Genomic DNA, 26,654 nt, shown 5'->3' with positions numbered 1-26,654 from the left:
CCCTGACCGGATAGGAAAATAATCATGACCGAAATCAGCCGTGTTGCCCTGTTCGGCAAACTCAACCGGTTGGGCTTCCAGTCGATCGAAAGCGCCACCGTCTTCTGCAAGATGCGCGGCAATCCTTATGTCGAGCTGGCCCACTGGATCCATCAGATCCTGCAAGGGCAGGACAGCGACCTGCACCGGCTGATCCGCCATTATGAACTGGACCCCGCCCGCCTTGCCAGCCAGCTGGTCGCCTATCTGGACGGCCTGCCGCGGGGCGCCAGCTCGATCTCCGATCTCTCCTCCCATCTGGAAGAGGCCGTCGAGCGCGGCTGGGTCTATGGTTCCCTGATGCTGGGCGCCAATCAGGTGCGCACGGGCCATCTGATCCTCGGCATCGTCAAGACCAGCAGCCTGCGCAACCAGCTGGAGGCCATGTCTGCCGAGTTCAAGAAGATCAAGGCCGAGGATCTTTCCGCCCGCTTCAACGAGATCCTGAAAGGCTCGCCGGAAGAAAGTCTGGCGCCGCAGGACGGCTCAGTCTCTGCCGGGGCTGGCGCGCCTGCCTCCGCGTCGTCCCTGCCCCAGCTCGGCGGCAGCGCGTCGCTGGAGCAATATTGCACGGACCTGACGGAAAAGGCCCGGGCGGGCGAGATCGACCCGGTCATGGGCCGGGACGAGGAAATCCGCCAGGTGGTGGATGTGCTGATGCGCCGCCGTCAGAACAACCCGATCCTGACCGGCGAGGCCGGTGTCGGCAAGACCGCCGTGGTCGAAGGCTTTGCCTTGCGCATTGCCCGCGGCGACGTGCCGCCCGCCCTGCGCGATGCCCGGCTGCTGGCGCTGGATGTGGGCCTTTTGCAGGCGGGCGCTTCCATGAAGGGCGAATTTGAAAACCGGCTGAAGTCGGTGATCGAGGAAGTTCAGGCGAGCCCGGTGCCGATCATCCTCTTCGTCGATGAGACCCACACGCTGGTTGGCGCTGGCGGGGCAGCGGGAACGGGCGATGCGGCCAATCTCCTGAAGCCTGCCCTTGCCCGTGGCACCCTGCGCACCATCGGCGCGACCACCTGGAGCGAATACAAGAAGCACATCGAGAAGGACCCGGCCCTCACCCGCCGCTTCCAGGTGGTGCAGGTGGCCGAGCCGGACGAGGCCAAGGCCGTGCTGATGATGCGCGGCATTGCCTCCATGCTGGAGCGTCACCATCAGGTGCAGATCCTCGACGAGGCGCTGGAAGCCTCGGTGAAACTCTCTGCCCGCTATATTCCCGCGCGCCAGCTGCCGGACAAGTCGGTCAGCGTTCTGGACACGGCCAGCGCCCGCGTCGCCATCAGCCTGCATGCCATGCCCGCCTCGCTGGACGATTGCCAGCGCCGCCGGGAAGCGCTGGAGACCGAACTGGACATCATTGCCCGGGACGAAAGCGCCGGCAGCGATGTGGCCGCCCGCCGCGCCACGGCCCTTGCGGAGCTGGAGGCCGAAAGCCTGCGCCACGGCGAGCTGACCGCCCGCTGGGACGCGGAAAAGGCCCTGGTCGGCGAGATCCTGACCTTGCGCGCCCGTCTCCGGGAAGGTGGCCAGCCGGTGGAGGCAGAATCTGACAAGCCCCCAATTGCCCCCTCACTCGAAATTACCCCCTCACCCCAGCCCTCTCCCCAGGGGGAGAGGGAGCCTGACGCTTCTGCCAATGAACCGGCACCGGTAGACCGGGACGCCCTGATGGCAGAGCTTCGCGCCAAACAGGCCGACCTTGTCGTGCTTCAGGGCGAAGACCCCCTGATCCTGCCGATTGTCGATGCCCAGGCCGTGGCGTCCGTTGTCGCCGACTGGACCGGCATTCCCGTTGGCCGCATGGTCAAGGACGAGATCCGCACGGTGCTGAACCTTGCCGAACATCTTGGCAAGCGGGTGATCGGCCAGGACCACGCGATGGAAATGATCGCCAAGCGGGTGAAAGCCTCCCGCGCCGGGCTGGACAATCCGTCAAAGCCCATCGGCGTGTTCCTGCTGGCCGGAACCTCCGGCGTCGGCAAGACGGAGACCGCGCTGGCGTTGGCCGAGACCCTTTATGGCGGCGAGCAGAATGTCATCACCATCAACATGTCCGAGTTCCAGGAAGCCCACACGGTCTCCAGCCTCAAGGGCGCGCCTCCGGGCTATGTCGGCTATGGCGAAGGCGGGGTGCTGACCGAAGCCGTGCGGCGCAAGCCCTATTCGGTGGTGCTGCTGGATGAGGTCGAAAAGGCCCATCCGGACGTGCACGAGATCTTCTTCCAGGTGTTCGACAAGGGCATGATGGAGGACGGCGAAGGCCGGATGATCGACTTCCGCAACACCCTGATCCTCCTGACCTCCAACGCGGGCTCCGAAGTGATCATGGATCTGTGCTCCGATCCGGAGCTGATGCCAGAGCCGGACGGCATGGCCAAGGCCCTGCGCGATCCGCTGCTCAAGGTCTTCCCGCCAGCGCTCCTGGGCCGCATGGTCGCCATTCCCTACTATCCGCTCTCCCCGGACATGATCGGCAAGATCACGCGCCTGCAGCTCGACCGGATCGCCAAGCGGGTGAAGGACACCTATCAGGTGCCTTTCAGCTATTCCGAGGAGGTGGTCGACACCATCGTCTCCCGCTGCCAGGACCTGGAAAGCGGCGGCCGCATGATCGACGCCATCGTCACCAACACCATGCTGCCGGAAATCTCGACCGAATTCCTGACCCGCATGCTGGACGGCGGCACCATCGGCGCCATCACCATCAGCGTCGAAAACGGCGACTTCGCCTACGGGTTCAACTGAGGAAGCGCTGCAAGGTTTCGAGGGGCTTATTTCCCCTCAAGACTGCTGACAAAGGTATCAAGCTCTCGATAGTCATCCCGGCCAAGCGGAGCGCGAGCCGGGACCGGTGAGCCAGAAGAGTAACGGTTCCAATCAGTTGACTGCAGGCGCGCCTCGGCTCACCGGTCCCGGATCTCCGCTTCGCTGCGTCCGGGATGACGATTTGTTAGGTTTGTCATCAACCTCGAGGAGCTTATTTCCCCTCCTCTGTCCCCAATTTGGGGGCATCTCCCCGTAAAGGGGGAGGGGAAATGCATTTGGGCAAGGAAACGCCGGAAACCGATTTCTGTTGAAGAAATGAAGCTTCAGCAAGCGGCCCATCCTTCGAGACGCCTGGCATAGGCCAGGCTCCTCAGGATGAGGCGAGTGTTTGTGCCAAGTCATTTTCCTATGCGTTCTCAGCACGATACCCTCATCCTGAGGAGCAGCAAGGCTGCGTCTCGAAGGATGGGCTGCACGCTATTAAAGCGTCATGGCTATCCCGCGCAGGCGGCCGTTTCGTCATATGCGATAGCCCTGCTCCTTGCGGGGGAGATTGGCGCCCGCCGAACCGTTTGTCCCTCAACCGTCGGCATTTCAACCTCAAAGTAGAGGGCGAGATCAGGTCCTCACCTGCCGGAAAGGAAGGCGCACGGAAATAGTCAGAATTTGTCAGAATTGTTTGATGGACGTCTGCAGATTTCTCCCCATATCGTCGCGGGATTGACGGTTTACGGCCTTGCCGCATGAAGAGGCGGAGTCCCCATGCAATGGCCCAAGGGTCCGCGATGAGGGGGAATTCATGCGATCTTGCCAAGGCAGACTGAAACTCGCACTGGCCTTTGGCCTGTCATCTGCAGGTTCCCTTCATCCCGCAACGGCTGGCGATATCTCGTTCACGGGTGATGTGATCTATGAGAGTGAAGTTGTCAGCAGCAACAATGACTTGGACAAAGAGTACCTTAACCTGACGGTCGGACATACCGGCCAAGGCAGCGGACTTGTCAGCAACGGCGCGACGCTTGGGACCATTGGGGCCACGTATCTTGGAGAAAAGGCCGGAGCCCAAGGCGAGGTAACCGTAACGGGCGCCTCTTCCCACTGGTTAGCCGAAGACATGTTCGTCGGTGCCGCCGGACAGGGCAACCTGATCATCCAGGAGGGCGCCAACGTCACTATTGGGGCGCTTGCAATCGCCGGGAGTGATGCCGGTTCTCTCGGCACGATCAGCTTGACCGGGCCAGGAACCAGCCTGCTGTCCTCCATCGACCTGATTCTCGGCTATTCCGGCGAAGCACGGTTCAGCGTTACGGACGGTGCGGAAGTCGACGTCCTGGGAAGCAGTCGCTTCAGCGTGAACCCCGGATCAAGCAGCACGATCACCATTTCGGGAGACGGGACTGAATGGCGGACACTCAAAAACCTGGATATCGGATATGGCGGTGACAGCACCCTGACCATTGACGGCTTCGCGAAGGTCGGAAGCGTCAAGAGTTCGATTGGATATTCCGCAGGCTCCTCTGGCACGGTCATCGTGTCCGGAAACGACGGGACGGGGACCTTCGCGCGCAGGTCTGAATGGGAATACGACAGTCTGCAGATTGGCCTGCACGGGACGGGCAACCTGACGATTGCCGACGGCGGCTGGATCACAGCCGCCAGCGAAACCGTCATGGCGACCACCTCCGGTTCGACCGGCACCGCCACCGTGACCGGAGCGGAATCAGTCTGGTATCAGCAAGGCGCCCTCACGGTCGGCAAAGCGGGCCGGGCAGAGCTGACCATCCAGGACGGGGGCACTGTGGAAACCTACGGCGGAGCAGCCATTGTCGGGCAGGATGTGGGAGGAACCGGCACCGCCACGGTCACTGGTCCAGGATCGCTGTGGAACATTGAGAACAACGCTCTTGTCATCGGGGACTACGGCCAAGGCACGCTGTTCATCGAAGATGGCGGCGCTGTCATTTCTGAGACCGGGTCAATCGGTGGCAATGGCTTTTCCACACACGGTCATGGCGAAGTTACAGTGACCGGGGCCGGATCCAGCTGGAAAACGAGGACATTGGTCGTTGGGAATGGGGGCGGCGGCAGCGGTGTTCTGACGATCGATGATGGCGGCGAGGTCGAGGCCATATCCCTTATCCTGGGCAACTCGGGCGTCGGGACCCTCAATCTGAACGGCACGGACGGCCATCGCGGCAGCTTGCTGACCTACGGTGTTTCCGCGGTTCCAACGTTAGGCCGCATCAACTTCAACGGCGGCATTTTGAAGCCTGCCCAGAGCGGCACGCTGATCCAGAGCGGTGTCGAGGTCATCCTTCATGACGGCGGTGCCTTCATCGACACGGGCACCAGCGATTCGATCATCAGCGCATCCATGGACGGTGTGGGCGGATTGACGAAACTGGGAAGCGGCACGCTGACCCTGACCGGCTATAACAGCTATCAGGGCGTGACACAGGTCGAGCATGGCACGCTGCTGTGGGGCGGCACCCCTCCCTTCGATGTTGGCGGGTTCGTTCAAGGTGGTGCCTATGTCGTCAACGGAGGGTCCCTCGATCTGGGGACCAACCATGGCTACAATCCCATCCACCCTGAACGGTTTGCCCTGGCCATGTCCTCCCTGTCCGGCACCGGCGGTGGCGTGAACCTCAACACGGGCGAGCTCATTGTCGATCAGGTGGTGACCACAGACTATGCGGGGGTCATCAGCGGGACTGGCGGTCTGACGAAACTGGGCTCCGGCCGCCTGAGCCTCTCGGGAGACAACACCTATACCGGCAAGACGATTGTTGGCGGCGGCACCCTTGCGGTCAACGGCTCCCTTGCCAGCGAGGTCTTGGTGGGACCGGACGGGTCCCTTGAGGGAACCGGCGCGGTGAATGCCAATGTTCTCAACGAGGGCGTTGTCGCGCCCGGCAATTCCATCGGCACCCTTGCGGTCAACGGCAGCTACAGCCAGTCGGCGGAGGGGGTGCTGAGGCTGGAAAGCGACTTTGCGGCAGGCAAGATCGATCGTCTCGAAATCACCGGGGATGCGTCACTTGCGGGCAAGGTGCAGGTCAGCGCGGCCAGTCTTCTGCCCCGGATTGCCCTTCCCTTCCTCTCGGCCGGTGGAAGCCTCTCCCAAAGCCTGAGCGTGGACTCCGCGCTGTTCGATTTTGAGATCACCGGGACCTCCGGCGCGCTGTCGATTGCGGCAAACTCCGCGCATTTCGCGGATCCGGGTGTGGCTCTGACCAGCCAGCAGAAAGCGTCGGCCAACCATCTTCAGGAGATCTGGAATGCGGGGGGCGGCACGTTCGGAACCCTGTTCGGCGTGCTCGGGGTCCTGGCGGACACGGCGCCTGCCAGCTATGCCTCCGCCCTGTCCGATCTGACGCCGGGCGCATCGGGCGCGGCTTCCGTAGCCAGCGTCTCCGCAGCGCAAGACCATCTCGGCATGCTGATGAGCTGCCCGGTCTTTGCGCCGGGAACCTCGCTTCTGGTGGAGACGAGCTGCGCATGGAGCCAGGGCAGCGCACAGGTCATGGATCAGCAGGCGGAAAGCGGTGCCGCCGGGTTCCAGACCTCCACCTATGCGCTTCAGGCCGGGGCACAGTATGAGGTGCGGCCCGACTGGTTTGTCGGCTTTGCGGGAGGCTATGACCGCAGCTTCACCCGCTCGGACGATGACCGGGCAAAAGCCGACGGGGATACGCTCCACGCTGGCCTGTCCGTGAAGCACCAGACCGGCGGCTGGCTCTTTGCCGGGGCGCTGTCTGGCAGCTACGGTTGGTACGGCAACAGCCGGTCGATCCGCATTCCCGGTTTGACGGCAACGGCCAAAAGCGATCAGGACATCTACACCTTCGGCACACGGGCCCGCGCGGCCTACACATTCGCGGTGGCTCCCTTCTATGTGCGGCCCCTGGTGGACCTGGATCTGATCTATTCCCATGCGGGCGGATACAGGGAGGCGGGCGCCGGGGTGCTGGATCTTCAGGTGTCCTCACGGGACCAATGGAGTTTCCACGCCACGCCAGCCCTGGAAGTGGGCACCCAGGTGAGCCTTGGCGAGACCGCGGTGCTGCGCGCCTTTGCCGGTGCGGGGGTCAGTTTCGGCAGCGCGGACACCTGGGAAACCCACGCCCGGCTGATCAGTGCGCCGGCGGGCACGGGCACCTTCCAGAGCGACATGCCGCTGCCGGGCACCATGGGGCGGATCTATGCCGGGGTCGATATCGCCAGCGGCAACGGCTTCAGCCTGCGCACCCAGTATTCCGGAGGCTTCTCGGACAGCACCAGCAGCCACAGCGGCACCTTGCGGCTGAGCTACAGGTTCTGAGCCACGGTCTGAATGTTGTTTGCAGTTTGAACGGCCATGCTATCGTCAGGACAGGCGGGAGGGCCTTTTCGGCGGGCGCGGTGGAGGACGTGCTGGACCGCCCTGGAGATCCCTCGGCGCGGAGCGCTTCAGCCTGCGCGCCTTCCAGAGCCCCACGTCTCTTCCCGCAAGATTTCCTGAGCCAAAAAATCTAGCAAAACCAAAAAGATAGACAAGACATGATTGCTGACCTTCCCTTCACTTTCACAGCCCTTCAGGACGCCTATGCCACCGGCACGACGCCGGTGGAGGTGATCGAGGAGGTGTTCCGCCGCATCGCAAGGGTCGATGATCCGGGGATCTTCATCCATCTTCTCGCCAAGGAGGAGGTGCTGGACGCGGCCCGCGCGCTGGGGGCTCCGGATCCCTCCCGTCCGCTCTGGGGCATTCCCTTTGCCATCAAGGACAACATCGATGCGGGCGGCAAGCCAACCACCGCAGCCTGTCCGGCCTATGAATATATTCCTGAGGAGGACGCGTTCGTCGTCGCCCGGCTGAAGGCGGCCGGCGCGCTGCTGGTGGGCAAGACCAACCTCGACCAGTTCGCCACCGGGCTGGTCGGCGTGCGCTCGCCCTATCAGCCGCCGCTCAATTCCGTCGATCCGGCCATCGTGCCGGGCGGTTCTTCCTCCGGCTCGGCAGTGGCCGTCGGTCACGGCATCGTCAGCTTCTCGCTGGGCACGGACACCGCAGGCTCCGGCCGGGTTCCGGCCATGCTCAACAACATCGTCGGCCTGAAGCCGACCCTTGGCGCCCTGTCGGCCCGGGGCGTCGTGCCGGCCTGCCGCACGCTGGACACGATCTCCATCTTCGCCCTGACCGTTTCCGATGCCTATGCGGCCTATCAGTCCGCCGCCGGGTTCGATCCGCAGGACGCCTATTCCCGCGAGATCCGCGTCACCCCGCTGGGGGCTATGCCGCCGAAACTGAAGATGGGCGTTCCGGACAAGGCCAGCCGCGAGTTCTTCGGCGACACGGTTCAGGAGGCCTGCTTTGAGGAGACGGTCGAAACCCTCAAGGCCCTCGGGCTCGAGGTTCGGGAGATCGACTTCACGCCCTTTTTTGATGTGGCCAGAATGCTCTACGAGGGCGCCTGGGTGGCCGAGCGGCACACGGTGATCGGGGAGCTGATGGCCAAGCGGCCGGAAGACGTTCACCCGACCACCCGCATCGTTGTCGGCAAGGCGCTGGAGCTGAGCGCGAGCGACGCTTTCCGCGGCATCTACCGCCTGAAGGAACTGAAGCGCCTGACCGATGCGGCGCTCGCCGGGCTGGACCTGCTCTGCGTTCCGACCGCGCCGACCTTCTATTCGGTTGAGGATCTGGTCGCAGATCCGATCGGGCCGAACTCACGCAATGGCACCTACACCAATTTCGTCAACCTGCTCGACATGAGCGGTCTGGCGGTGGCGGTGTCGCCCCGGTCCGACGGGCGGCCCGGCAACGTCACCCTGCTGGCGGGCATGGGGCAGGACGGTCTGCTCGCCTCGGTCGGCGCCCAGCTGGAACAGGCCTGCGCCCATGAACTCGGCGCTACCGGATGGGACCTGCCGGAGGCTCCGGCCCTCGCAGCGCCCGTCGTCCAGGCAGATGAACTGGCGCTGGCGGTCTGCGGTGCGCATCTGTCCGGCATGGCCCTCAACCACCAGCTCACCTCACGCGGGGCCCGGTTCCTGGAAACGGCCAGAACCAGCGACAGCTACCGGCTTTATGCGCTGGCCGGCGGCCCGCCGAGCCGTCCGGGCCTCGTCCGGGGCAAGCCCGGCGAAGGAGGCGAGATCGAGGTGGAGATCTGGGCGGTGCCGCTTGCCGAGGTCGGCTCGTTCCTGGCGGGCATCCCCGCACCGCTCGGCCTTGGCACCCTCATTCTCTCCGACGGCCGCACCGTTCAGGGCTTCCAATGCGAAAGCGCAGGCATCGAAGGCGCACAGGACATCACCAGCTTGCAAAGCTGGCGGAATTTCATGGCTTCTGGCACCGCCCGCTCCGCTTGAGCATTTCACACGTCGGGAGAGGCTGGACGCCCAGTCTCTCCTCAGCTTTCGCGCGTCATCAACTCTGTTCAAGAGTGTTGAAAAGGGAAACCGGCCTTTCCTCTCGCCGTCATTCCGGGCTTGACCCGGAATCCATGCCGTTCCGCCTCCCCAAAGCACAGCTTCTCTATGGGGTGAGGTTACGGCATGGATGCCATGGTCAAGCCATGGCATGACGAAGACGGAGGGGATTTTTCCCGCAGAAAAGCTGATGTAGCCAGTTTTCCCACCTGAGAACTCCTCTCCCCTCTCCTCCCCGACAAGTTTTTTTCTCCAGCCCCGAACCTCGGGCAGCTGTGCGGGCACTTACTAGGGAACAGGCCGGAATTCCTGGCCTTTGCATGTCCCCTGGATGAGCTTGTGGAGAGCGGCAGATGTCGAACAGCGGTCAGAAATTCGTTGCGCGCAACCGGGCGCCGCGGGTGCAGATCGAATACGACGTTGAACTGTACGGTGCCGAAAAGACGGTCCAGCTGCCCTTCGTCATGGGGGTCCTGGCGGACCTGAGCGGCAAGCCGTCCGAAGAGCTTGCGCCGGTCAGCGACCGCAAGTTCCTCGAGATAGACATCGACAATTTCGATGAGCGCATGAAGTCGATGAAGCCGCGGGCGGCCTTCACCGTCAACAATACGCTGACCGGCGAAGGCAGCCTTGCCGTCGACATTACCTTTGAAAGCCTTGAGGATTTCACGCCCGCCGCCTTGGCAAAAAAGGTCGAGCCACTCGCCAAGCTGCTGGAAGCCCGCACCCGGCTGGCCCATCTGACCACCTACATGGACGGCAAGACCGGCGCGGAGAACCTGATCGCCCAGCTGATCAGCGACCCTGCCGCCCTTGCGGCCCTCAGCGCTGCGCCTGCCGCATCCTCCAGCACTGCGGACCAGCAGGCCGCCCTTGCCGGATTGCGCGCTGCGCATGAAGCCGCCAACAAAACCGCCAGCGCGCCCGCGTTGGAAGAGACCACGTCGAGCGTCCTGGCCAGCCTGAAGGCCCGGCCGGTTGCGGAGGCAGCTGATGACGGGGTGGAAACAACACAGGCGCTGGCCGGTCTTCGCACCCTCAGCGAGAGCCTGCCGGACACCGGCCTGGAAGACACCAACACTGCAGAAGTGCTGCAGGGCCTGAAGCTGTCCGCGCCCGAGGAAGTGCCTGCCTCCGGACAGGATGGCGACCTGAACCTTGCCGCCCTGCTGCGCATCAAGGACGAAAACGACCTCGGCCGCCTTGAAGCGGAAGAGGGCCCGGATCTGGCCGCGATGCTGGCCGGTCTGGAAACCGGCGCCTCCGATGACGATGACAGCGACGCGGGTGATGACGGGGACGATGAACTCGCCGCCCTGCTGGACGGGGACATGTCCGGCCTTGAGGATCTGTTGAACGGCGGCAGCGAAGCCGAAGACGAGGTTTCCGAAGAGGACGAAGACGGCACCGCGTTCGACTTCGAGTCCCTGGACGCGCAGGATGAAGACGCGGATCTGGCGGCGCTTCTGGCCGCTGTTGCCGAGGATACGGATGCGTCTGAAGAAGAGACATCTGACGAGACCCCGGAAGAAGCCGAAGACGAGGATGAAGCGGATACGGATCTGGATTTCGATCTCGCAGCCTTGATGGCGGAAGACGACGGCGACACCAGCAATGACAGCGACGACCTCGCCGCGCTTCTCGCCTCTGTCTCGGAAGAGACACTTGAGCAGACCGAAGAAGACCTGTCCGAAGACGTCTCCGAGGATGCGGACGCAGAAGCCGATGCGGATTTTGACGCCGAGCTTGCGGCTCTGATGGCAGATGACGAAGGTGACGCCCTGTCCTCGCTTCTGGACGGCGGCGATGAGGCTCCTGATGCGGCCCTTGATGCGTCTGGGGAGGACTCGGTGGAGCTCTCGGCAGACGATGAGCTTGCCGCGCTTCTGGCCGAAGATGACAATGAGGACGCTGCACTGGCCGCCCTGCTTTCCGGCGACGACACTGCGGACGAGACGCTTGGCCTCGACGCCGAGGAAACGCCTGCTCCGGCCGATCCCTTCGGCATGCTCAGCGCGCCCCAGCCCGAGGACCATGGCCAGCCGCGCAAGAAATTCCGCATCGCGCTCCTGGGCGATTTTTCCGGCCGCGCCAGCCGCGGCGACATGGAAACCGGCGACGGACTGGCAGGCCGCAAGCCGATCAAGTTCGACGTGGACACGATCGACGCGGTGATTGCCCGCTTTGCCACCACGCTGGTGCTGCCCATCGGCGCGGATGGCGCGGGGGTCGAAGTGCCGCTCTCCAGCCTCGATGACCTTCATCCCGACGAGCTTTATGAAAATGTCGGCCTGTTTGAAGAGCTGGCCGGCCTGCGCCAGCGGGTCTCCCGCGGCGAAGCCTCTGCGCTGGCCGAGGTGAAGGCCTGGGCCGCAGAGGCTGGCGTGCTGCCGGTCTCCCGTCTGCGCTCCAAGGGCAGCGCGGTTCCTGCGGACCGCAAGCTCAGCGATTTCCAGAGCCTGATCGGCGACATGCAGGGCAAGCTGGCAACCGCCAGCCCGGCGGAAGACCTGATCGGCCGGATCGTCGGCCCGCATGTCGTTGCCGCCGCCAGTCAGGAACAGGCCGGTCTGACCGCCGCCCTGGACGAGGCGCTGTCCGGCGCCATGCGCACGATCCTGCATCACCCGGATTTCCAGGCGGTGGAATCCACCTGGCGCTCGCTGGAATTTCTCGCCCGCCGGATCGAGACGGACGCCACGCTGGAAATCGTGCTCTATGACGTTTCCGCCGAGGAATGGGCCGCGGATCTCGCCGCCCATGACGATCTGGCCGACAGCGGTCTCTTCCGCCTTCTGGCAGAAGCGCCCCGCCTGGATGAGGCTCAGGGGCCGCTTTCCGCAGTCTTCGGCCTCTACATGCTGGAAGAGACCCCGCCCCATGCGGAGCTGATGGCCCGCATGGCCAAGATCTCCGCCTGGATGAACGCTCCTTTCGTCACGTCGATCTCTGCCCAGTTCCTGGACACCCCGAAGAAGGACCGGCATCCGCTGACCGCCAAGGCCTGGGACCGGCTGCGGGCAGCACCTGAGGCCGCCTTCGCGGGCCTTGCCTCGCCCCGCTTCCTGCTGCGCCAGCCCTATGGCGAGAAGACCGAGCCGGTCGATCCGTTCGATTTCGAGGAATTCAGCCTGCGCAGCGGCGTGAAAGGCATGCTCTGGGCCAATCCGGTGATCCTGAGCGCCACCCTGCTGGCCGCCTCCGTCAAGCGGTCGGGCAAGGCCATGCGCCTCGGCGAGATCATGTCGCTGGGCGACATTCCCGTCCACATCATGACCGACCAGTATGGCGACCAGATCGCCCTGCCCTGCACGGAGCGCCTGCTCAACACCCGCACCATGGCCGATGTCGTCAGCCGGGGCTTCATGCCTGTCCTGTCGATCAAGGGCCGCAACGAGGTCCGTCAGGGGTCCTTCCAGGCGCTCGGCGCGGGCGAACTCAACGGCCCCTGGGAGCTGTCGCCCGGCATGGGAACGGCGGTTTCCGGCACCAGCATCGCCTTCTCGTCGGCCCTTGGAAAGGACAAGGCCGATGCGGAGGAGAGCGCTGGCGAGGACGCGGCAGCCGCGGAAGGCGCAGCGGACGATACGGACGCCACTTTCGATCTCGGCGCCCTGTCCGGCGGTGATGATGCCAGTGGGGATGGAGACCTCAACCTCGACGACCTCCTGTCCGGATTTGGCGAGGACACATCGTCAGCTGATGGCGGCGATGACCTGGATATGGACCCTGAACTGGCCGCTCTGCTGGGAGATCTGTGATGAGCCTTGAGACAAGCACCGACACACAAGACCTGCAGACGGACGAGATCGGCGGAATGCTTCTGGCCCAGGTCGGCAATGCCTATTGGCTGCTTGAGGGCGAGGAGCATCTGGATGCGCTGCTCAACGGCCGCGATCCCTATCCGACCCCGGTCAAGTGCCTGCGGTTTTCCACGGCCTCCCACCTCCAGTCCATGATGCCGGAAGGCCAGAACACAGGTCAGCTGTGGGGAGTTCATCCGGCCATCGTCGAGCGCGTGAAGCGGCGCGGCGAACTGATGGTCTTCACCGCACCAGAGCTCGGCTGACCCGGAGCGGACAAGAAGGATCCCGGATGTCACAGGATATCACACTCCAAGGACGCAAGGCCCGGCTCGTGCTGCCGGCCAAGCTCAAGGGCTGGCTGGTGCGCGCGGAAATGACCGATGGCCTGAGCCAGCTGCCGGAGACGACCATCGAGTTCATGTCGCATGACATCGACATCGATCTGGAAAAGATCGTCGGCGAGCGGCTGCGGCTGGAAGTGGATGCGCCGGAAGACAAGGTGCGTTATTTCCAGGGCCATTGCGTGGGCGCGGAATATCTCGGCTCCCATGCCGGGCGTGGCTATTACCGCGCCGCCGTCCGCTCCTGGTTCTGGTTCCTGACCCGCACCCAGAACTGCCGGATTTTCCAGGACAAGTCGGTCATCGACGTGATCAAGGACGTCTTCGGCCAGCACGGCTTTTCCGACTTCAAGGACCTGACCAAGCAGAAATACCGCAAGCGGACCTACTGCGTTCAGTATCAGGAATCCGACTTCGCCTTTCTCTCCCGCCTGATGGAAGAGGAAGGCATCTACTATTACCACACCCACGAGAAGACCAAGGAAACCCTGGTCCTGGCCGACGATGCCAGCGTGCACAAGCCGGTCGAGGACAATGCGGAGATCGAGTTCTATTTCCGCGAGGACGAATACCGCCGCACCAACGACCACATCTTCGAATGGCGGGGCAGCGAGCGGATCCGCACCGGCAAGGTCACGCTCAAGGATTTCGATTTCGAGAAGCCGCGCTCGGACCTGACCTCGGTCAAGGCCCTGCCCAAGGGCAAGCACGCCTACAAGTCCTACGAGGTCTATGACTATCCGGGCCGCCACCTGGACACCCGCACCGGCGAGCATCTGGCGAAGGTGCGCGTGGAAGGCTTTGCCGCCGAAACCCAGCGCTGGCATGGGGTCAGCAATGTCCGGCAGATGGCGGTCGGCGCAAAGTTCAAGCTGAAGAAGCATCCGCGCAAGGCGGAGAATGCGGATTATCTGGTCATTTCCGCCCGCCACCAGATCCAGATCGATGCGGATATCCAGGACAATGAATTCGTCGAGGCGATCCTCGGCCGGGAGCTGGCGTTCGACACCACCAACAGCCTCGACATGTATCGCTGCATCTTCCAGACCCAGCCCGCCGATGCCCCGTTCCGTGCGCCGCAGACCACCCCGCGCCCGCGCTTTCCCGGCGTGCAGACGGCCATCGTCACCGGCAAGAAGGGCGAGGAGATCTGGACCGACGAGCATGGCCGGGTGAAGGTCCAGTTCCACTGGGACCGCGACGGCAAGCGCGACGACACCTCCTCCTGCTGGATCCGCACCTCCGTGCCGTGGAGCGGCAAGAGCTGGGGGGCGGTCGGCGTGCCGCGCATCGGCCAGGAAGTCGTCGTCCAGTTCGAGGATGGCGACCTGGACCGGCCGCTGATCACGGGCATGGTCTATAATGGCGACACCCGCGTTCCCTACACCCTGCCCGCGCACCAGACCCAGAGCGGCGTGAAGACCCAGAGCTCCAAGGGCGGTGCCGGGTTCAACGAGCTGGTATTCGAGGACAAGAAGGATGCGGAATTCGTCCGCTTCCAGTCCGAGCGCGACTACAAGCAGATCATCAAGAACAATGCCGAGATCACCGTCGGTCTGGAGCACAAGAAGGGCGGCACCTACACCCAGACCATTCACGGCGACAAGACCGAGACGATCCGCGAGGGCAACCACTCCTTCACGGTGGCCAAGGGCGAGGAAACCCAGTTCATCGCCAAGTCGCGCAAGACCGACATCGGCGCCGACGATCTGTTGAAGGTGGCGGCCAATCAGGCGGTCTCGATCAAGGGCAAGAAGAACGACGACATTTCCAGCAGCTACACCATCGACGTGGGCGCGGCGCTGGACATTTCGGCCCGGACCAAGATCACGCTGACCTGCGGGGCCTCCAAGGTCGAGATCACCCCGTCGAAGGTCACGATTTCCTCGCCCCAGCTTGAGTTCAAGGCCGATGCCACGGCCAAGCTGACCGCCAATGGCCAGCTGAAGCTGGAAGGCAAGGGTCAGGCCGAACTGAAAGGCGGCGGCATGCTGAAGCTCGAGGGCGGCGGCATGACCCAGTTGAAATCCTCAGGGCTGCTGATCGCCAAGGGCAGCCTGACGATGATCAATTGAGGAGGCCGCGATGACCACGCCGCACATGCCCAGTTCCAGCCGGTTTTCAGACCTGACCAAGGTGCCCGCCGCCCCCGCTGCCCGGGTTCTCGCCCGTGGCAATGCGGTGCTGCAGACCCGGCTCGATGCGCCTGCCAGCGCCTCCATCGCCGAGGTTCTGGCCGAGCTGGAAGACAAGGGCGCGTTGATCGACATGCTGCAGCTTCTGGCCCATTGCCTGCCCGCCCGCGAGGCGACCTGGTGGGCGTGCCTCTCTGCCCGCGACACCCTGGCCGATGGCGCTCCGGTTCCCCCGGCGCTGAAGGCCGCCGAAGCCTGGGTCTATCAGCCCGGCGTGAAGACCAGAACCGGGGCCCGCGAGGCACTCGACACGGCCACCAACGAGGACGAGACGGTGCTTTGTGCCATGGCTGCGTCCTTTGCGGACGGCACGCTCGGGCCCGGCGAGCTGGAAGACTATGACGCCCCTCAAGGGGCTGTCGGCGCGGCCGCCTTCGGCATGGCCCTCACCGCCCTGTTCCACGACGAAGACAAGGTGGAAGAAGAAGGCAAGCTGCTGCTGGCCCGCGCCCTCGACATCGCCCGCGGCGGCAGCGGCACGCTGCCATCCGGCTCCGCCGCAAGCCAGAAGGAGCAGACCCCATGACCCTTCCCGCAGCCCGTGTCGGCGACAATCACGTTTGCCCGATGGTCACCGGTGTCATCCCCCATGTGGGCGGACCGGTGGTCGTGCCCTGCCCGACGGTCCTGATCGGCAAGATGCCGGCGGCAACCGCGACGGCCATGGCCGTCTGCGTCGGCCCGCCCGACCTGATTGCCAAGGGCTCTGTCACGGTTCTGACCGGCAAGAAGCCCCAGGCCCGCCTGACGGACACCTGCGGCCATGGCGGCCTGATCGTGATGGGCTGCCCCACCGTTCTGGTTGGAGGCTAGACCATGAGCCTGACCCTGCGCCTGATGAATTCCGGAACCCTGCCCAACGGCATGTCCGCCGTCCCGATGAAGGACGGCGTGCTGACCATTGGCCGGGGCGAGGAAAACGACCTGTCCCTGCCCGATCCGGACCGGCTGCTGTCCAAGCGCCACTGCGTGATCGAGGAACGGGCCGGTGATTTCGTCATCATCGATTTCAGCACCAATGGCACGTTCCTCAACTATGGCGCGGAGCGGATCGGCCAGATCCCGACCCCGCTGAGCCATGGGGATGTGGTGCTCCTGGGCGCCTTCGAGCTGGTGGTGGACATCACCTCGGCTGAGGCCCATGCGATGGCGAACGAGCCCCTGCCCCCGGCCGATGACAGCCGCAACATGCCGGTCTCGCCTGTGCGCGACCCGGCCCATATCAGCCTGGACGATCCGCTGGACAATGGCGCGGAGCCCTGGGACGCCTTCTTCGGCGAACCGCTGGACGCGCCCGGCCACGGGTCCTTGCCGTCTGGCCAGCCTGCTGCCCATCCGGGGGCCCATCCAGGAGCATGGGCGCCGCCGGTGCGCCCGTCCGATCCGCTGGCCTTTGACCACCCGCTCGGCAGGGATGATCCGCTTGCGCCGGGAGCCCCGCTCGGGCTGGACGATCCCTTTGCCGCTGCGCCCGAAGCCTTGCCGCAGGGCGCAATGCCGGGACAGAGCGCATGGCCTCATGGCGCCAGCGAAGGCGACCACAAGCCGACGCAGCAGGATTATTTTCCCACGCCTTCCGTGAAGCCGTCCCTGATCCCGGACGACTGGGACGATCTTCTGCCGCCCGCTGCCGCCCCGCAGGCAAGCCCCGCCGCCCCAGCGCAACAGCCAGTTCATCAGGCTTCCCCGGCTCCTCAAGCTGCCAAGCCGGTGCAGGCGCCCTTTGACGATCCACTGGCAGGCCCGCTGGATGGCCCGCTTGACGGCTCTTTGCCGGAAACACTGCCCGGGTTGCAGCCAGAAGCCTTTCCGGATCCTCTCTTAGAGCCTGCGGCGAACCCGTTCGCCGAGCCGCTGCCTGAAGCGCGGCCCGCTGCAGCCTCTCCTGTGCGCCAGGCTCCGGCTCCCGTGGCCGCAGCACCGGCGCCATCCCACGGGTCTGAAGCCGCCGCGCGGGCGTTTCTGGCTGGTGCTGGCGCCAGCCATCTCGCCATTCCGGCGGAGGAGCTGGAAGAAACCATGGCCCGCATGGGCCGGGTCTTTGCCGCGCTTGTTGCGGGCATGCGCGAGATCCTGCTGACCCGGGCCACGATCAAGAGCGAAATGCGGATGAACCGCACCATGATCAGCAGCGGCGGCAACAACCCGCTGAAGTTCTCGATCAGCCCGGAACAGGCGGTGGAAGCGATGATCCGCCCCTCCGTGCGCGGCTATCTGGATGCGGAAACCGCAGCAGCCCAGGGGCTGGCCGACATCCGCGCCCACGAGATCGCGATGATGTCCGGCATGGAGGCGGCGCTGAAGGATCTCCTGGTCCGGCTCAGCCCGGACAAGCTCTCCTCCCGCATTGAATCCGGCGCCTCCCTCGGCGGTCTGCTGGGCGGCAGGAAGGCCCGCTACTGGGAGGCCTACGAGAAGATGTACGCCCAGATCGCCCGGGAAACCGAGGATGATTTCCAGTCCGCCTTCGGCCGTGAATTTGCCCGCGCCTACGAAGAACAACTCAAGAAGCTATGACAGGAACACACCATGCGTCTTAAATCCGCAGCCTTTGCCCTTTGCAGCCTCGTTGCCCTCGCCGGATGCGTGTCGGGCGGCCCCGCACCGACCACGGTCGATCTGGCCATTTCCGGCGCAGCCAACATGAACGGCGGCGCTCCGGCCAAGGTGAAGGTCTATTACCTCGCCTCGCCCGCCACCTTCCAGAGCAGCGACTTCTTCTCCCTGTTCAACAATCCGGAAGCCACCCTCGGCACGGACCTGATCGCCGTCGACGAGTTCCAGCTGGCACCGGGCCGCACCGTCTCCGACGTCAGAAGCGTCAATGGCACACCGACCGCCATCGGCATCGTCGGCGCGTTCCGCGATATCGACCGGGCGAAGTTCAAGGGCGTGAAGCGCCTCGTGCCCAATTCCGACAACCGCGTCCGCGCCACCCTGTCCGGCACCACGGTTTCGGTCCGCTAATCCTGTTCGGGCCAAAGGAGTATTCAGAGCGTGTCCTGGGAAAACAAGGTTGTCTGGCAGGAGGGTCTTTTCCTCCAGCCCCACCACTTCCAACAGCATGATCGCTACGTCGAGGCGCTTGTCTCCGGCGTTGCCGCCGCTGCTGCCCCCTATCTGTGGGGCCTGAGGGAGCTGACACTCGACGAGGATCTCCTGAAGCTCGGCAAGATCGCTGTGAAATCCTGTTCGGGCCTGACCCCGGACGGGGTGACCTTCAAGGTGCCCCAGCGCGAGGATCATCCCCAGGCGCTGGATGTGCCGGGGGGCATCAAGAACACGGTGGTCTATCTCGCCATTCCGATCCGCCGCGCTGGCGCGGCGGAAGTGGACCTGACCGGATCGCCCAAGTCGGCCGCCCGCTATCAGGTGGACGAGATCGAAATCAGCGACAGCATGGGCCGGGACCGGCGCTCCGTGCTGATGGCCATCGGCAAGCTGCGCCTGCAATTTGCCCTGGATCTTGACGACCTGTCGGACCAGATGGTGATCCCGATCGCCCGGATCATCGAGGTCCGGCCCGACCGGGAAATCGTGCTTGATCAAGCCTTCATCGCTTCCTGCACGGATGCGCGGGCAGCCCCCCCGCTGCACGGCTTCCTGACCGAGCTTGAGGGCCTGCTCAGCCACCGGGCCGAAGCGCTGGCCGGACGGCTCAATCAGAACGGCAATGCCCGGGGCGTTGCGGAAATCGCGGACTTCCTGCTGCTGATCTCCGTCAACCGCGCCCTGCCGGTGATCCGCCATCTGATCTCCATCGAGAACGCCCATCCGGAGACGATCTATCAGGCTCTCGTGAGCCTCGCCGGAGAGCTGGCGACCTTCATGACTGCGGAAAAGCTGTCGGTTCAATTCCCGGCCTACCGCCATGACGACCTGACCAACGTGTTCCAGCCGGTCTTCCGCATGCTGCGCCAGCACCTGAGCGCGGTGCTGGAACAGGGCGCCGTGTCGATCCCGATCGAGCCGCGCAAATACGGGATCTCGGTGGCGATGATTTCCGACAAGCGCCTGCTGCAGTCGGCGACTTTCGTGCTGGCGGCCAAGGCTGCCGTTCCGGCCGAAAGCGTGCGCCGCCACTTCCCCACCCAGGCCAAGCTCGGCCCGGTGGAGGAGATCCGCCAGCTGGTCAATTCGGCCCTGCCGGGCATTGGCCTCAGGCCCCTGCCGGTGGCCCCGCGCCAGGTGCCCTATCACGCCGGCGTCGTCTATTTCGAGCTCGACGCCACCAGCCCCTACTGGAAGCAGATGACCACGTCCGGCGGTCTTGCCATCCACGTTGCGGGCGACTTCCCGGATCTGGACATGGAACTTTGGGCCATCCGCTGACCCGCCGCACGCTGAGGAGCGACCGATGAACCGTGACGACCCCTTTGCCGAACCGTTCGATACGGAAAAGACGGTGATCCGGCCCAACCCGGCGGGCCGCAGACCGGCCGCGCCCACACCGATGCCGCCGCCCGAAGGCGCGCAGCAGGCCTTTGGGCAGCCGCAATCGCAACCTCATGGTCAACCTCAAGCCCCGGCGCAGGCATATGCCCCCGCACAGGCTTATGGCCAGCCCTCAGCCGGTGGACCAGCCCCTGCAGGTCCTGCGGTTCCCCTGAACAATGCCTCTGCCGGGATGAACGCGCTGAATGCGGCGGCCTCACCGCTCTTTGCCCTCGTCGCCCGCATCCGCAACCGCGCCCAACATGCCGATCCCGCCGCCCTGCGCGAAAGCGTGATCGCCGAGGTTCGCGCCTTCGGCAACAACGCGCTCGCGGCAGGCGTTCCGGCGGACATGGTGCGCATGGCCCGCTACGCCATCTGCGCCACGGTCGATGACGTAGTGCTGAACACCCCCTGGGGCGGCCAGAGCATCTGGACCCAGCAGAGCATCGTCGGCACCTTCCACAAGGAGACCTATGGCGGCGACCGCTTCTATGACCTCTTGACGCGCCTGGAAGCCTCCCCGTCCCAGAACCTGGACCTGCTCGAATTCTTCTATGTCTGCCTCAGCCTCGGTTTCGAGGGCCGCCTGCGGGTGGCGCAGCGCGGGGCGGAAAAGCACCTGTCGATCCGCGATGGCCTTGCCCGCCTGATCCGCACCCACCGGGGTTCGGCGGAACCGGCGCTCGCCCCCCATTGGAAGGGCACGGGCATCCGCCATCAGCTGATTTCCTTCTGGACGCCGGTGTTCATTGCCAGCGGGGCCGCGCTTGCCGCCCTGTGCCTGATCTTCTTCGTCTTTTCCTTCCTGCTCAGCGGCGACACCGAGAAGCTCGGCACGCAGATCGCGGCGCTGGACTTCAATGGCCCGATCGAACTGGCCCGTCCGGCTCCGCCCCCGCCGCCCGCCCCGCCCGCGCCCAAGCAGGTCGAGACCATCGAGACCGTCTCCGCCTTCCTGGAGCCGGAAATCAAGGCCGGGCTGGTCAGCGTGCGCAGCGAAGGCAACACGCTCACCATCTCCATCACCGGGGAAGGCATGTTCGCCTCGGCCTCCGATCAGCTCGATCCGCGGTTCCAGGAAATCATGGACCGGGTCGCCAAGGCGCTGGACGACGAGCCGGGCCGCATCATCGTGGCAGGCCATTCGGACAATGTGCCGATCAAGACCGCCCGTTTCCCGTCCAATCTCCAGCTTTCCCTCGCCCGGGCCAAGTCCGTCATGGCGCAGGTCTCCCTGTCCCTCAGCGACAAGGCCCGCATCACTGCGGAAGGCCGCGCGGACAAGGAACCCGTCGCCCCGAACGACACGCCCGACGGCCGCGCCAAGAACCGGCGCATCGAAGTCATTCTCGTGAAGGCAGCCTGACCCATGTTTCAGAAACTCCTCTCCCGGGTCCTCAGCCCCATTCCCATCCTGATCCTGTTCAGCGTGATCCTGGCTGCCGCCCTTTGGTATCTGGGCCCGCTGCTGGCCCTTGGCACGGTCCGGCCCTTCGACAGCACCGGCAACCGCCTGATCGCCCTTGGCGCGATTGCGGCCCTGACCGTGATTGCCATTCTCGGCATTCTTCTTTCCCGCCGCTCCCGCGACCGGAAGATGACCGAAGCCATCGCCACCAATGCGGCGGCCCCGGCTAGAGGGTCGGACGACGAGACGGTCGAGGCGGAGCTGGGCGAATTGCGCCAGCGCTTCACCGAGGCGCTCGGGTTCCTGCGCAAGTCCAAGCTCGGTGGCCGCTTCAGCACCCGCTATCTCTACCAGCTGCCCTGGTACATCATCATCGGCCCTCCGGGCGCGGGCAAGACGACGGCCATCGTCAATTCCGGCCTGCAGTTTCCGCTCGCCGAGCGCATGGGCAAGACGGCCATCGGCGGCGTCGGCGGCACGCGCAATTGCGACTGGTGGTTCACCAACGAGGCGGTTCTGATCGACACGGCCGGCCGCTACACCACCCAGGACAGCAACAAGGATGCGGATGCCCGGGCCTGGACCGGCTTCCTGGACATGCTGAAGAAATACCGCCGCCGCCAGCCGGTGAACGGTGCGCTGGTGGCCATCAGCCTGTCCGACCTGTCCCTGATGGATGAGACCGGCCGCCGCGACCATGCCCGCGCGATCCGCGTGCGCCTGCATGAGCTGCGCGAACGGCTCGGGGTGCGGTTCCCGGTCTATATCCTGCTCACCAAGGCGGATCTGATCGCCGGGTTCCAGGAGTTCTTCGACAATCTCGGCGCGACCGAGCGCGAGCAGGTCTGGGGCTTCACCTTGCCCTTCGAAAAGGCCTCAAAAGAGGGCGATCCGGTGGCCGCCTTCGATGCGGAATTCGAGACGCTGGTCGCCCAGCTGTCCAACCTCAGCCTGGAACGCATGCAGGCGGAGACCGACTATCAGCGCCGCAGCCTGATCGCGGGCTTCCCCTCCCAGATCGCCTCGCTCCATGGCGTGGCCAAGGCCTTCCTGAGCGATATCTTTCAGGAAAGCCGCTATGAGGACAGCCAGTTCCTGCGCGGGGTCTATTTCACCTCCGGTACTCAGGAAGGCACGCCCATCGACCGGTTGATGATGGGCATGTCGCGCACCTTCGGGATCGGGCGTCAGGCCATCGGCAGTGGCCGGGGCCAGGGCCGCAGCTTCTTCCTGACCCGCCTGCTCAACGGCGTGATTTTCCCCGAGTCCGGTCTCGTGTCCGCCGATGATGCGGTCGAGCGGCGCTACCGCTGGATCAAGCGCGGCGCCATTGCCGCCGGTGTGATCGGCCTTGCGGGGGCTGCCACGGTCTGGACCAACAGCTATCTGGGCAATCTGGATCTGGTTGCAGGTGCCCGCGCCCAGGTGGACGAGGTCCGCACGATTGCGCGCGAGATCCCGGCAAGCCCGATCGAGGATGACAACCTGCCGCCCATCGTGCCCGCGCTCAACAAGTTGCGCGACCTGCCGGGCAATCCGGCAGCCAGCGATCCGGAACCGCCGGTGGAGCTGACCTTCGGCCTCTATCAGGGCGATGCCATCGGCACGGAATCCGCCCAGGCCTATCGCGGCGCGCTCAACGCCCTGTTCCTGCCGCGCATGCTGTTCCGCCTGGAAGAGCAGCTGCAGGCCAACATCAACAATCCCGACTTCCTGTTCGAAGCGCTCAAGGTCTATCTCATGCTCGGCCTCCAAGGGCCGCTGGATCAGGAGACCGTGAAGCAATGGATGCAGGCGGACTGGGCTCTCGAATATCCGGGACAGGACCAGCTTCAGGCCGATCTTGCAGATCATCTTGAGGAACTGCTGAACCAGCCCATGCGCCAGATCGGCCTCAACGGGCCCCTGGTCGACCAGATCCAGTCGCTTCTGGCCGAAACGCCGCTGGCGGAGCGGGTCTATCAGAGCATCATCAAGTCCCCGGCCACCCGGCGCCTCACCCCCTTCCGCATCACCGATGCGGGCGGTCCGGCCGTGTCCCGCGTGTTCCTGCGCACGTCCGGCAAACCGCTCAGCGCCGGTGTCGACGGGGTCTATACCTATGCGGGCTTCCACACCTATTTCCTGCCCGAACTGACCACCCTTGAAGAACGGGTGAAGTTCCAGAAACTGGTGCTTGGGCCGAAGGCCGAAGAAGTCACGCCGGAAACCCTGGCCCGCCTGTCCCGCGACGTGCTGGCCCTTTACGAAAACGATTATGTGGCCCGCTATGACGAGCTGCTGTCGGATGTGGACATCATCCCGATGGAAAGCCTCGGTCAGGCGACCCAGGTGATCAACATCCTCTCCGGCCCGACCTCGCCGGTGCGCAACATCCTCAACGCGGTGACCAGGGAAACCCGGCTGACCCAGCTGCCCGGCGCCGAAGCGGTCAAGACCGGGGTTGGGTCCGCGGCCGCGGAAATCCTCCGGGATGAAGTGGTCTCGGCTCTCGATGCCCGCGGGCAGACAGCGGTCGAAGCCCTGTCTTCTTCCGTCGCGGCCTCGGAAGCAGGTCAAAAGCCGGCCCTTCCGGGTGCCTTCGTGGAAGAGCGGTTTGCGCCCTTGCATAATGTGATTGCCAGCCTTGATGGGGTTCCCTCTCGCCTCGACGAGGTGATGCAGCGGATGAGCGCCGTCTTCGACGAGCTGAACCGCCTGTCCCTCGGCCAGGATTCCGGGGCTTCCATCGTCGGCCAGAAGGCAACGGCGTCGGACCAGCTGGAAGTACTCACCACCCAGTTGCCGAACCCGCTGCAACGCTGGACGGCGCAGGTCGTGGCCGCCTCTTCGGGCGCTGCCGTTGGCGGGGCCCGCACGGACCTCAACATCAAGTGGCAGGCCGATGTGCTGCCCTTCTGCCAGCAGGCGATCAATGGCCGCTATCCGGTCGACCGTCAGGCAAAGGCGGACATTGCCATCAAGGACTTCGGCAAGCTGTTCGCGCCGGACGGCCTGATCGACGGGTTCTTCAAGGAGAACCTTGCCCCCTTCGTCGACACTTCCGCCAATCCCTGGCGGCTGCGCCGGGTGAACGGGGTCGATATCGGCATCTCCAGCGCGGTCATCTCCCAGTTCCAGAAGGCGCGGGAAATCCGGGACAGCTTCTTCCTGGCCCCCGGCCAGCCGTCTGTCACCTTCGACATCAAGCCCGTCGCGCTGGATCCGAATGTGGAACAGGTGGTGGTGGAAATCGATGGCCAGCCGGTCACCTATGCCCATGGTCCGCCGGAAGTGACACCGTTGGTCTGGCCCGGTCAGGGCGGCGGCGGACGCACCCGCGTCACCGTTTCCCCTGCCCGCACCGACCTCAACAACACCATCCAGCGGGAAGGCCCCTGGGCCTGGTTCCGCCTGCTGGACACGGCTGAAGTCCGCCGCACCAACGTGTCGGACCGCAACCGGGTGATCTTCAACCTCGGCGGCCGCATCGCGATCTTCCAGCTGCGGGCAGGCTCGGCGCTGAACCCCTTCACCATCACCGCGCTCAACAACTTCTCCTGCCCGAGCTCGCTGTGATGGAAGACGGGGGCATCCTCAAGGCCGCGTGGCAGGCCGGATGGTATGGCAAGGTGCCCTGCACCGGCGATTTCATCCGCTCCGGCCTGTCCGCCGGCCTGATCCGCAACCTAGACCAGTGGCTCCAGGAGCTGCTGACGGCAGGCCGGCAGGCTCTGGGGGATCAGTGGCAGGCGGCCTATATGACCGCGCCGATCTGGCGGTTTGTCACGCCCGCCGGTGTGTTCGGCCCCGCCCCTTGCGCCGGCGTGATCATGCCGAGCGTCGACCGGGTCGGCCGCCAGTTCCCCCTCTGCCTTGCCCTGGAAAGCCAGGAAACCGGAGAGGTCCCAATGAGCGCGGTGGACGCCTATAATCTGCTGGAACCGGTCTTCCCCGCCCTTGAGGACGCTGCCCTTGCCATGCTGGACGACGATGCCACGCTCTCCCTGCTTGAAGAGGCCGTGACACAGGTGACGAAGCAAATGCAGCAGGCGCCATCAGACGCCCTGCCCCTTGACCAGCTTCAGGAAATGCTGGCGCCCGGATCTTCTTGTGAGGTCCTGAAGGTCAGCTCTGCCGGTCCCGCGCAGCTCATTCTGCTGCCGGAAGATCACCCCCCTCTGTCAGCTACGCTGACATCTCCCCCGCAAGGGGGGAGAAGGGCCGGGACGGGAGGCTCAGGCACATCTTCGACACTTGCCGCAGCGCCCTTCTCCCCCCTTGCGGGGGAGATGCCCCCAAAGGGGGCAGAGGGGGGTAACCCCATCGAAACGGGAAGCCAATCCTCCCTTCCCGATCCGCTGACCACCAGCCTCTGGATCTCCGCCTATCAGGGAACGGAGCGCCTCATTCTGGTGCCGGGACTGCCTGAAGGAGCCGATCTGGCATCGGCCTTCTTCGATCTGGAGGCGCCCTGCTGGCAGCCTGCCGCCCCGGACCTTTCAACTCCTACGCAAGACCCGGAAAGTTCAGGATGACCGGCAGCCTTCTCAAGGACACAAGAGGCCATAGCGCCACGACCCACACCGGCTTCGTGCGCAAGGTCAACGAGGATGCCATCCTGGCCCGCCCGGACCTTGGCCTTTGGGCCGTGAGCGACGGCATGGGCGGCCATGCGGGCGGCGACTATGCCAGCCAGACCGTGGTCGACGCGCTGAACAGCCTGCCCGCCGGTCTCGATCCGGCCAGCGTGATGCAGGAAGCCCGGCGGGCGCTGTTCGAAGCCCATGAGCATATCAAGGCCGAGGCCCACCGCCGGGCCCAGGGCACCATTGGCGCGACCGTCGTGCTGCTGGTCCTGTCCGAACAGCATTTCATGTGCCTGTGGGCCGGAGACAGCCGCCTCTACCGGCTGCGCCAGGGCACGCTCAGCATGATCAGCTTCGATCATTCGGTGGTGGGCGAACTGGTCGAACAGGGCCGCCTGACCTGGGACGAAGCGGCCAATTGCGCCGGCAGCAACCAGATCACCCGGGCGGTCGGCGTCGGCGACGAGCTGGAGATCGACAAGCGGCGCGGCGACATCCTGCCCGGCGACCGGTTTCTCCTGTGCTCCGACGGCCTCTCCCAATATGCGGACGAGGCGACCCTCAGCCACTATCTCACCGGCCATCCCATCGAAACCGTTGCCGATGGCCTTCTGTCCGTCGCCCTGGCCGGCGGGGCCTCCGACAATGTGTCGGTGATTGCCGTGGAGGTCTGA

The 26,654-nt window shown here is 64.9% G+C and carries 15 protein-coding genes; all 15 read left to right on the top strand.

Annotation, left to right across the window (positions count from 1 at the left end):
- The first annotated feature begins 24 nt into the window (after nucleotides 1–24).
- The 15 genes from tssH (at nucleotide 25) to BUA94_RS21040 (ending at nucleotide 26,654) form a co-directional block, all read left to right on the top strand.
- Nucleotides 25–2,787: a type VI secretion system ATPase TssH gene (tssH, locus tag BUA94_RS21110; protein ID WP_073015358.1), complete on the top strand. Its 2,763-nt coding sequence runs from the start codon at nucleotides 25–27 to the stop codon at nucleotides 2,785–2,787.
- 820 nt (nucleotides 2,788–3,607) lie between these two features.
- Nucleotides 3,608–7,132: an autotransporter outer membrane beta-barrel domain-containing protein gene (locus BUA94_RS21105; RefSeq protein WP_073015357.1), complete on the top strand. Its 3,525-nt coding sequence runs from the start codon at nucleotides 3,608–3,610 to the stop codon at nucleotides 7,130–7,132.
- A gap of 218 nt (nucleotides 7,133–7,350) precedes the next feature.
- Nucleotides 7,351–9,165, top strand: coding sequence for an allophanate hydrolase (gene atzF, locus BUA94_RS21100; protein WP_073015356.1), 1,815 nt, complete (start codon nucleotides 7,351–7,353; stop codon nucleotides 9,163–9,165).
- A 413-nt stretch (nucleotides 9,166–9,578) separates the two neighbouring features.
- Nucleotides 9,579–12,986 (top strand): type VI secretion system contractile sheath small subunit, encoded by a 3,408-nt coding sequence (gene tssB / locus BUA94_RS21095; protein WP_073015355.1) that lies wholly within the window; start codon nucleotides 9,579–9,581, stop codon nucleotides 12,984–12,986.
- Nucleotides 12,986–13,294 (top strand): hypothetical protein, encoded by a 309-nt coding sequence (locus BUA94_RS21090; protein ID WP_073015354.1) that lies wholly within the window; start codon nucleotides 12,986–12,988, stop codon nucleotides 13,292–13,294. Before tssB ends, BUA94_RS21090 begins: the two co-directional genes overlap by 1 nt.
- Before the next feature lie 26 nt (nucleotides 13,295–13,320).
- Nucleotides 13,321–15,447, top strand: a complete 2,127-nt coding sequence (locus BUA94_RS21085; protein WP_073015353.1) for a type VI secretion system Vgr family protein — start codon at nucleotides 13,321–13,323, stop codon at nucleotides 15,445–15,447.
- Nucleotides 15,448–15,457: 10 nt separating this feature from the next.
- On the top strand, nucleotides 15,458–16,093 hold the full coding sequence (locus tag BUA94_RS21080) for a DUF6931 family protein (protein ID WP_208980185.1): 636 nt from the start codon (nucleotides 15,458–15,460) through the stop codon (nucleotides 16,091–16,093).
- Complete coding sequence (locus tag BUA94_RS21075) at nucleotides 16,090–16,380, top strand: PAAR domain-containing protein (RefSeq protein WP_073015352.1); 291 nt, start codon at nucleotides 16,090–16,092, stop codon at nucleotides 16,378–16,380. Before BUA94_RS21080 ends, BUA94_RS21075 begins: the two co-directional genes overlap by 4 nt.
- Nucleotides 16,381–16,383: 3 nt before the next feature.
- On the top strand, nucleotides 16,384–18,084 hold the full coding sequence (gene tagH, locus BUA94_RS21070; RefSeq protein ID WP_073015351.1) for a type VI secretion system-associated FHA domain protein TagH: 1,701 nt from the start codon (nucleotides 16,384–16,386) through the stop codon (nucleotides 18,082–18,084).
- 12 nt (nucleotides 18,085–18,096) lie between these two features.
- On the top strand, nucleotides 18,097–18,534 hold the full coding sequence (tssJ, locus tag BUA94_RS21065) for a type VI secretion system lipoprotein TssJ (RefSeq protein WP_073015350.1): 438 nt from the start codon (nucleotides 18,097–18,099) through the stop codon (nucleotides 18,532–18,534).
- A gap of 30 nt (nucleotides 18,535–18,564) precedes the next feature.
- A complete protein-coding gene (gene tssK / locus BUA94_RS21060; RefSeq protein WP_073015349.1) occupies nucleotides 18,565–19,899 on the top strand; it encodes a type VI secretion system baseplate subunit TssK in 1,335 nt (444 codons plus the stop codon).
- Nucleotides 19,900–19,924: 25 nt separating this feature from the next.
- Nucleotides 19,925–21,370, top strand: coding sequence for a type VI secretion system protein TssL, long form (gene tssL, locus BUA94_RS21055; RefSeq protein WP_073015348.1), 1,446 nt, complete (start codon nucleotides 19,925–19,927; stop codon nucleotides 21,368–21,370).
- 3 nt (nucleotides 21,371–21,373) lie between these two features.
- Nucleotides 21,374–24,970, top strand: a complete 3,597-nt coding sequence (gene tssM, locus BUA94_RS21050) for a type VI secretion system membrane subunit TssM (protein ID WP_073015347.1) — start codon at nucleotides 21,374–21,376, stop codon at nucleotides 24,968–24,970.
- Nucleotides 24,970–25,929, top strand: a complete 960-nt coding sequence (gene tagF, locus BUA94_RS21045; RefSeq protein ID WP_073015346.1) for a type VI secretion system-associated protein TagF — start codon at nucleotides 24,970–24,972, stop codon at nucleotides 25,927–25,929. The genes tssM and tagF overlap by 1 nt, the downstream gene beginning before the upstream one ends.
- Nucleotides 25,926–26,654: a PP2C family protein-serine/threonine phosphatase gene (locus BUA94_RS21040; protein WP_073015345.1), complete on the top strand. Its 729-nt coding sequence runs from the start codon at nucleotides 25,926–25,928 to the stop codon at nucleotides 26,652–26,654. Before tagF ends, BUA94_RS21040 begins: the two co-directional genes overlap by 4 nt.

Source organism: Roseibium suaedae, assembly GCF_900142725.1.
GTDB lineage: Bacteria > Pseudomonadota > Alphaproteobacteria > Rhizobiales > Stappiaceae > Roseibium > Roseibium suaedae.
The sequence above is the reverse complement of the archived record's forward strand: the minus strand, read 5'-3'. Positions and strand labels throughout refer to the sequence as shown.

What these genes read in the sequence shown, in the direction of transcription:
- tagF (WP_073015346.1), top strand. Translation starts at nt 24,970, where the DNA reads ATGGAAGACGGGGGCATCCTCAAGGCCGCGTGGCAGGCCGGATGGTAT.
- tssM (WP_073015347.1), top strand. Translation starts at nt 21,374, where the DNA reads ATGTTTCAGAAACTCCTCTCCCGGGTCCTCAGCCCCATTCCCATCCTG.
- BUA94_RS21105 (WP_073015357.1), top strand. Translation starts at nt 3,608, where the DNA reads ATGCGATCTTGCCAAGGCAGACTGAAACTCGCACTGGCCTTTGGCCTG.
- BUA94_RS21040 (WP_073015345.1), top strand. Translation starts at nt 25,926, where the DNA reads ATGACCGGCAGCCTTCTCAAGGACACAAGAGGCCATAGCGCCACGACC.
- atzF (WP_073015356.1), top strand. Translation starts at nt 7,351, where the DNA reads ATGATTGCTGACCTTCCCTTCACTTTCACAGCCCTTCAGGACGCCTAT.
- BUA94_RS21085 (WP_073015353.1), top strand. Translation starts at nt 13,321, where the DNA reads ATGTCACAGGATATCACACTCCAAGGACGCAAGGCCCGGCTCGTGCTG.
- BUA94_RS21090 (WP_073015354.1), top strand. Translation starts at nt 12,986, where the DNA reads ATGAGCCTTGAGACAAGCACCGACACACAAGACCTGCAGACGGACGAG.
- tssL (WP_073015348.1), top strand. Translation starts at nt 19,925, where the DNA reads ATGAACCGTGACGACCCCTTTGCCGAACCGTTCGATACGGAAAAGACG.
- BUA94_RS21075 (WP_073015352.1), top strand. Translation starts at nt 16,090, where the DNA reads ATGACCCTTCCCGCAGCCCGTGTCGGCGACAATCACGTTTGCCCGATG.
- tagH (WP_073015351.1), top strand. Translation starts at nt 16,384, where the DNA reads ATGAGCCTGACCCTGCGCCTGATGAATTCCGGAACCCTGCCCAACGGC.
- tssB (WP_073015355.1), top strand. Translation starts at nt 9,579, where the DNA reads ATGTCGAACAGCGGTCAGAAATTCGTTGCGCGCAACCGGGCGCCGCGG.
- BUA94_RS21080 (WP_208980185.1), top strand. Translation starts at nt 15,458, where the DNA reads ATGACCACGCCGCACATGCCCAGTTCCAGCCGGTTTTCAGACCTGACC.
- tssJ (WP_073015350.1), top strand. Translation starts at nt 18,097, where the DNA reads ATGCGTCTTAAATCCGCAGCCTTTGCCCTTTGCAGCCTCGTTGCCCTC.
- tssH (WP_073015358.1), top strand. Translation starts at nt 25, where the DNA reads ATGACCGAAATCAGCCGTGTTGCCCTGTTCGGCAAACTCAACCGGTTG.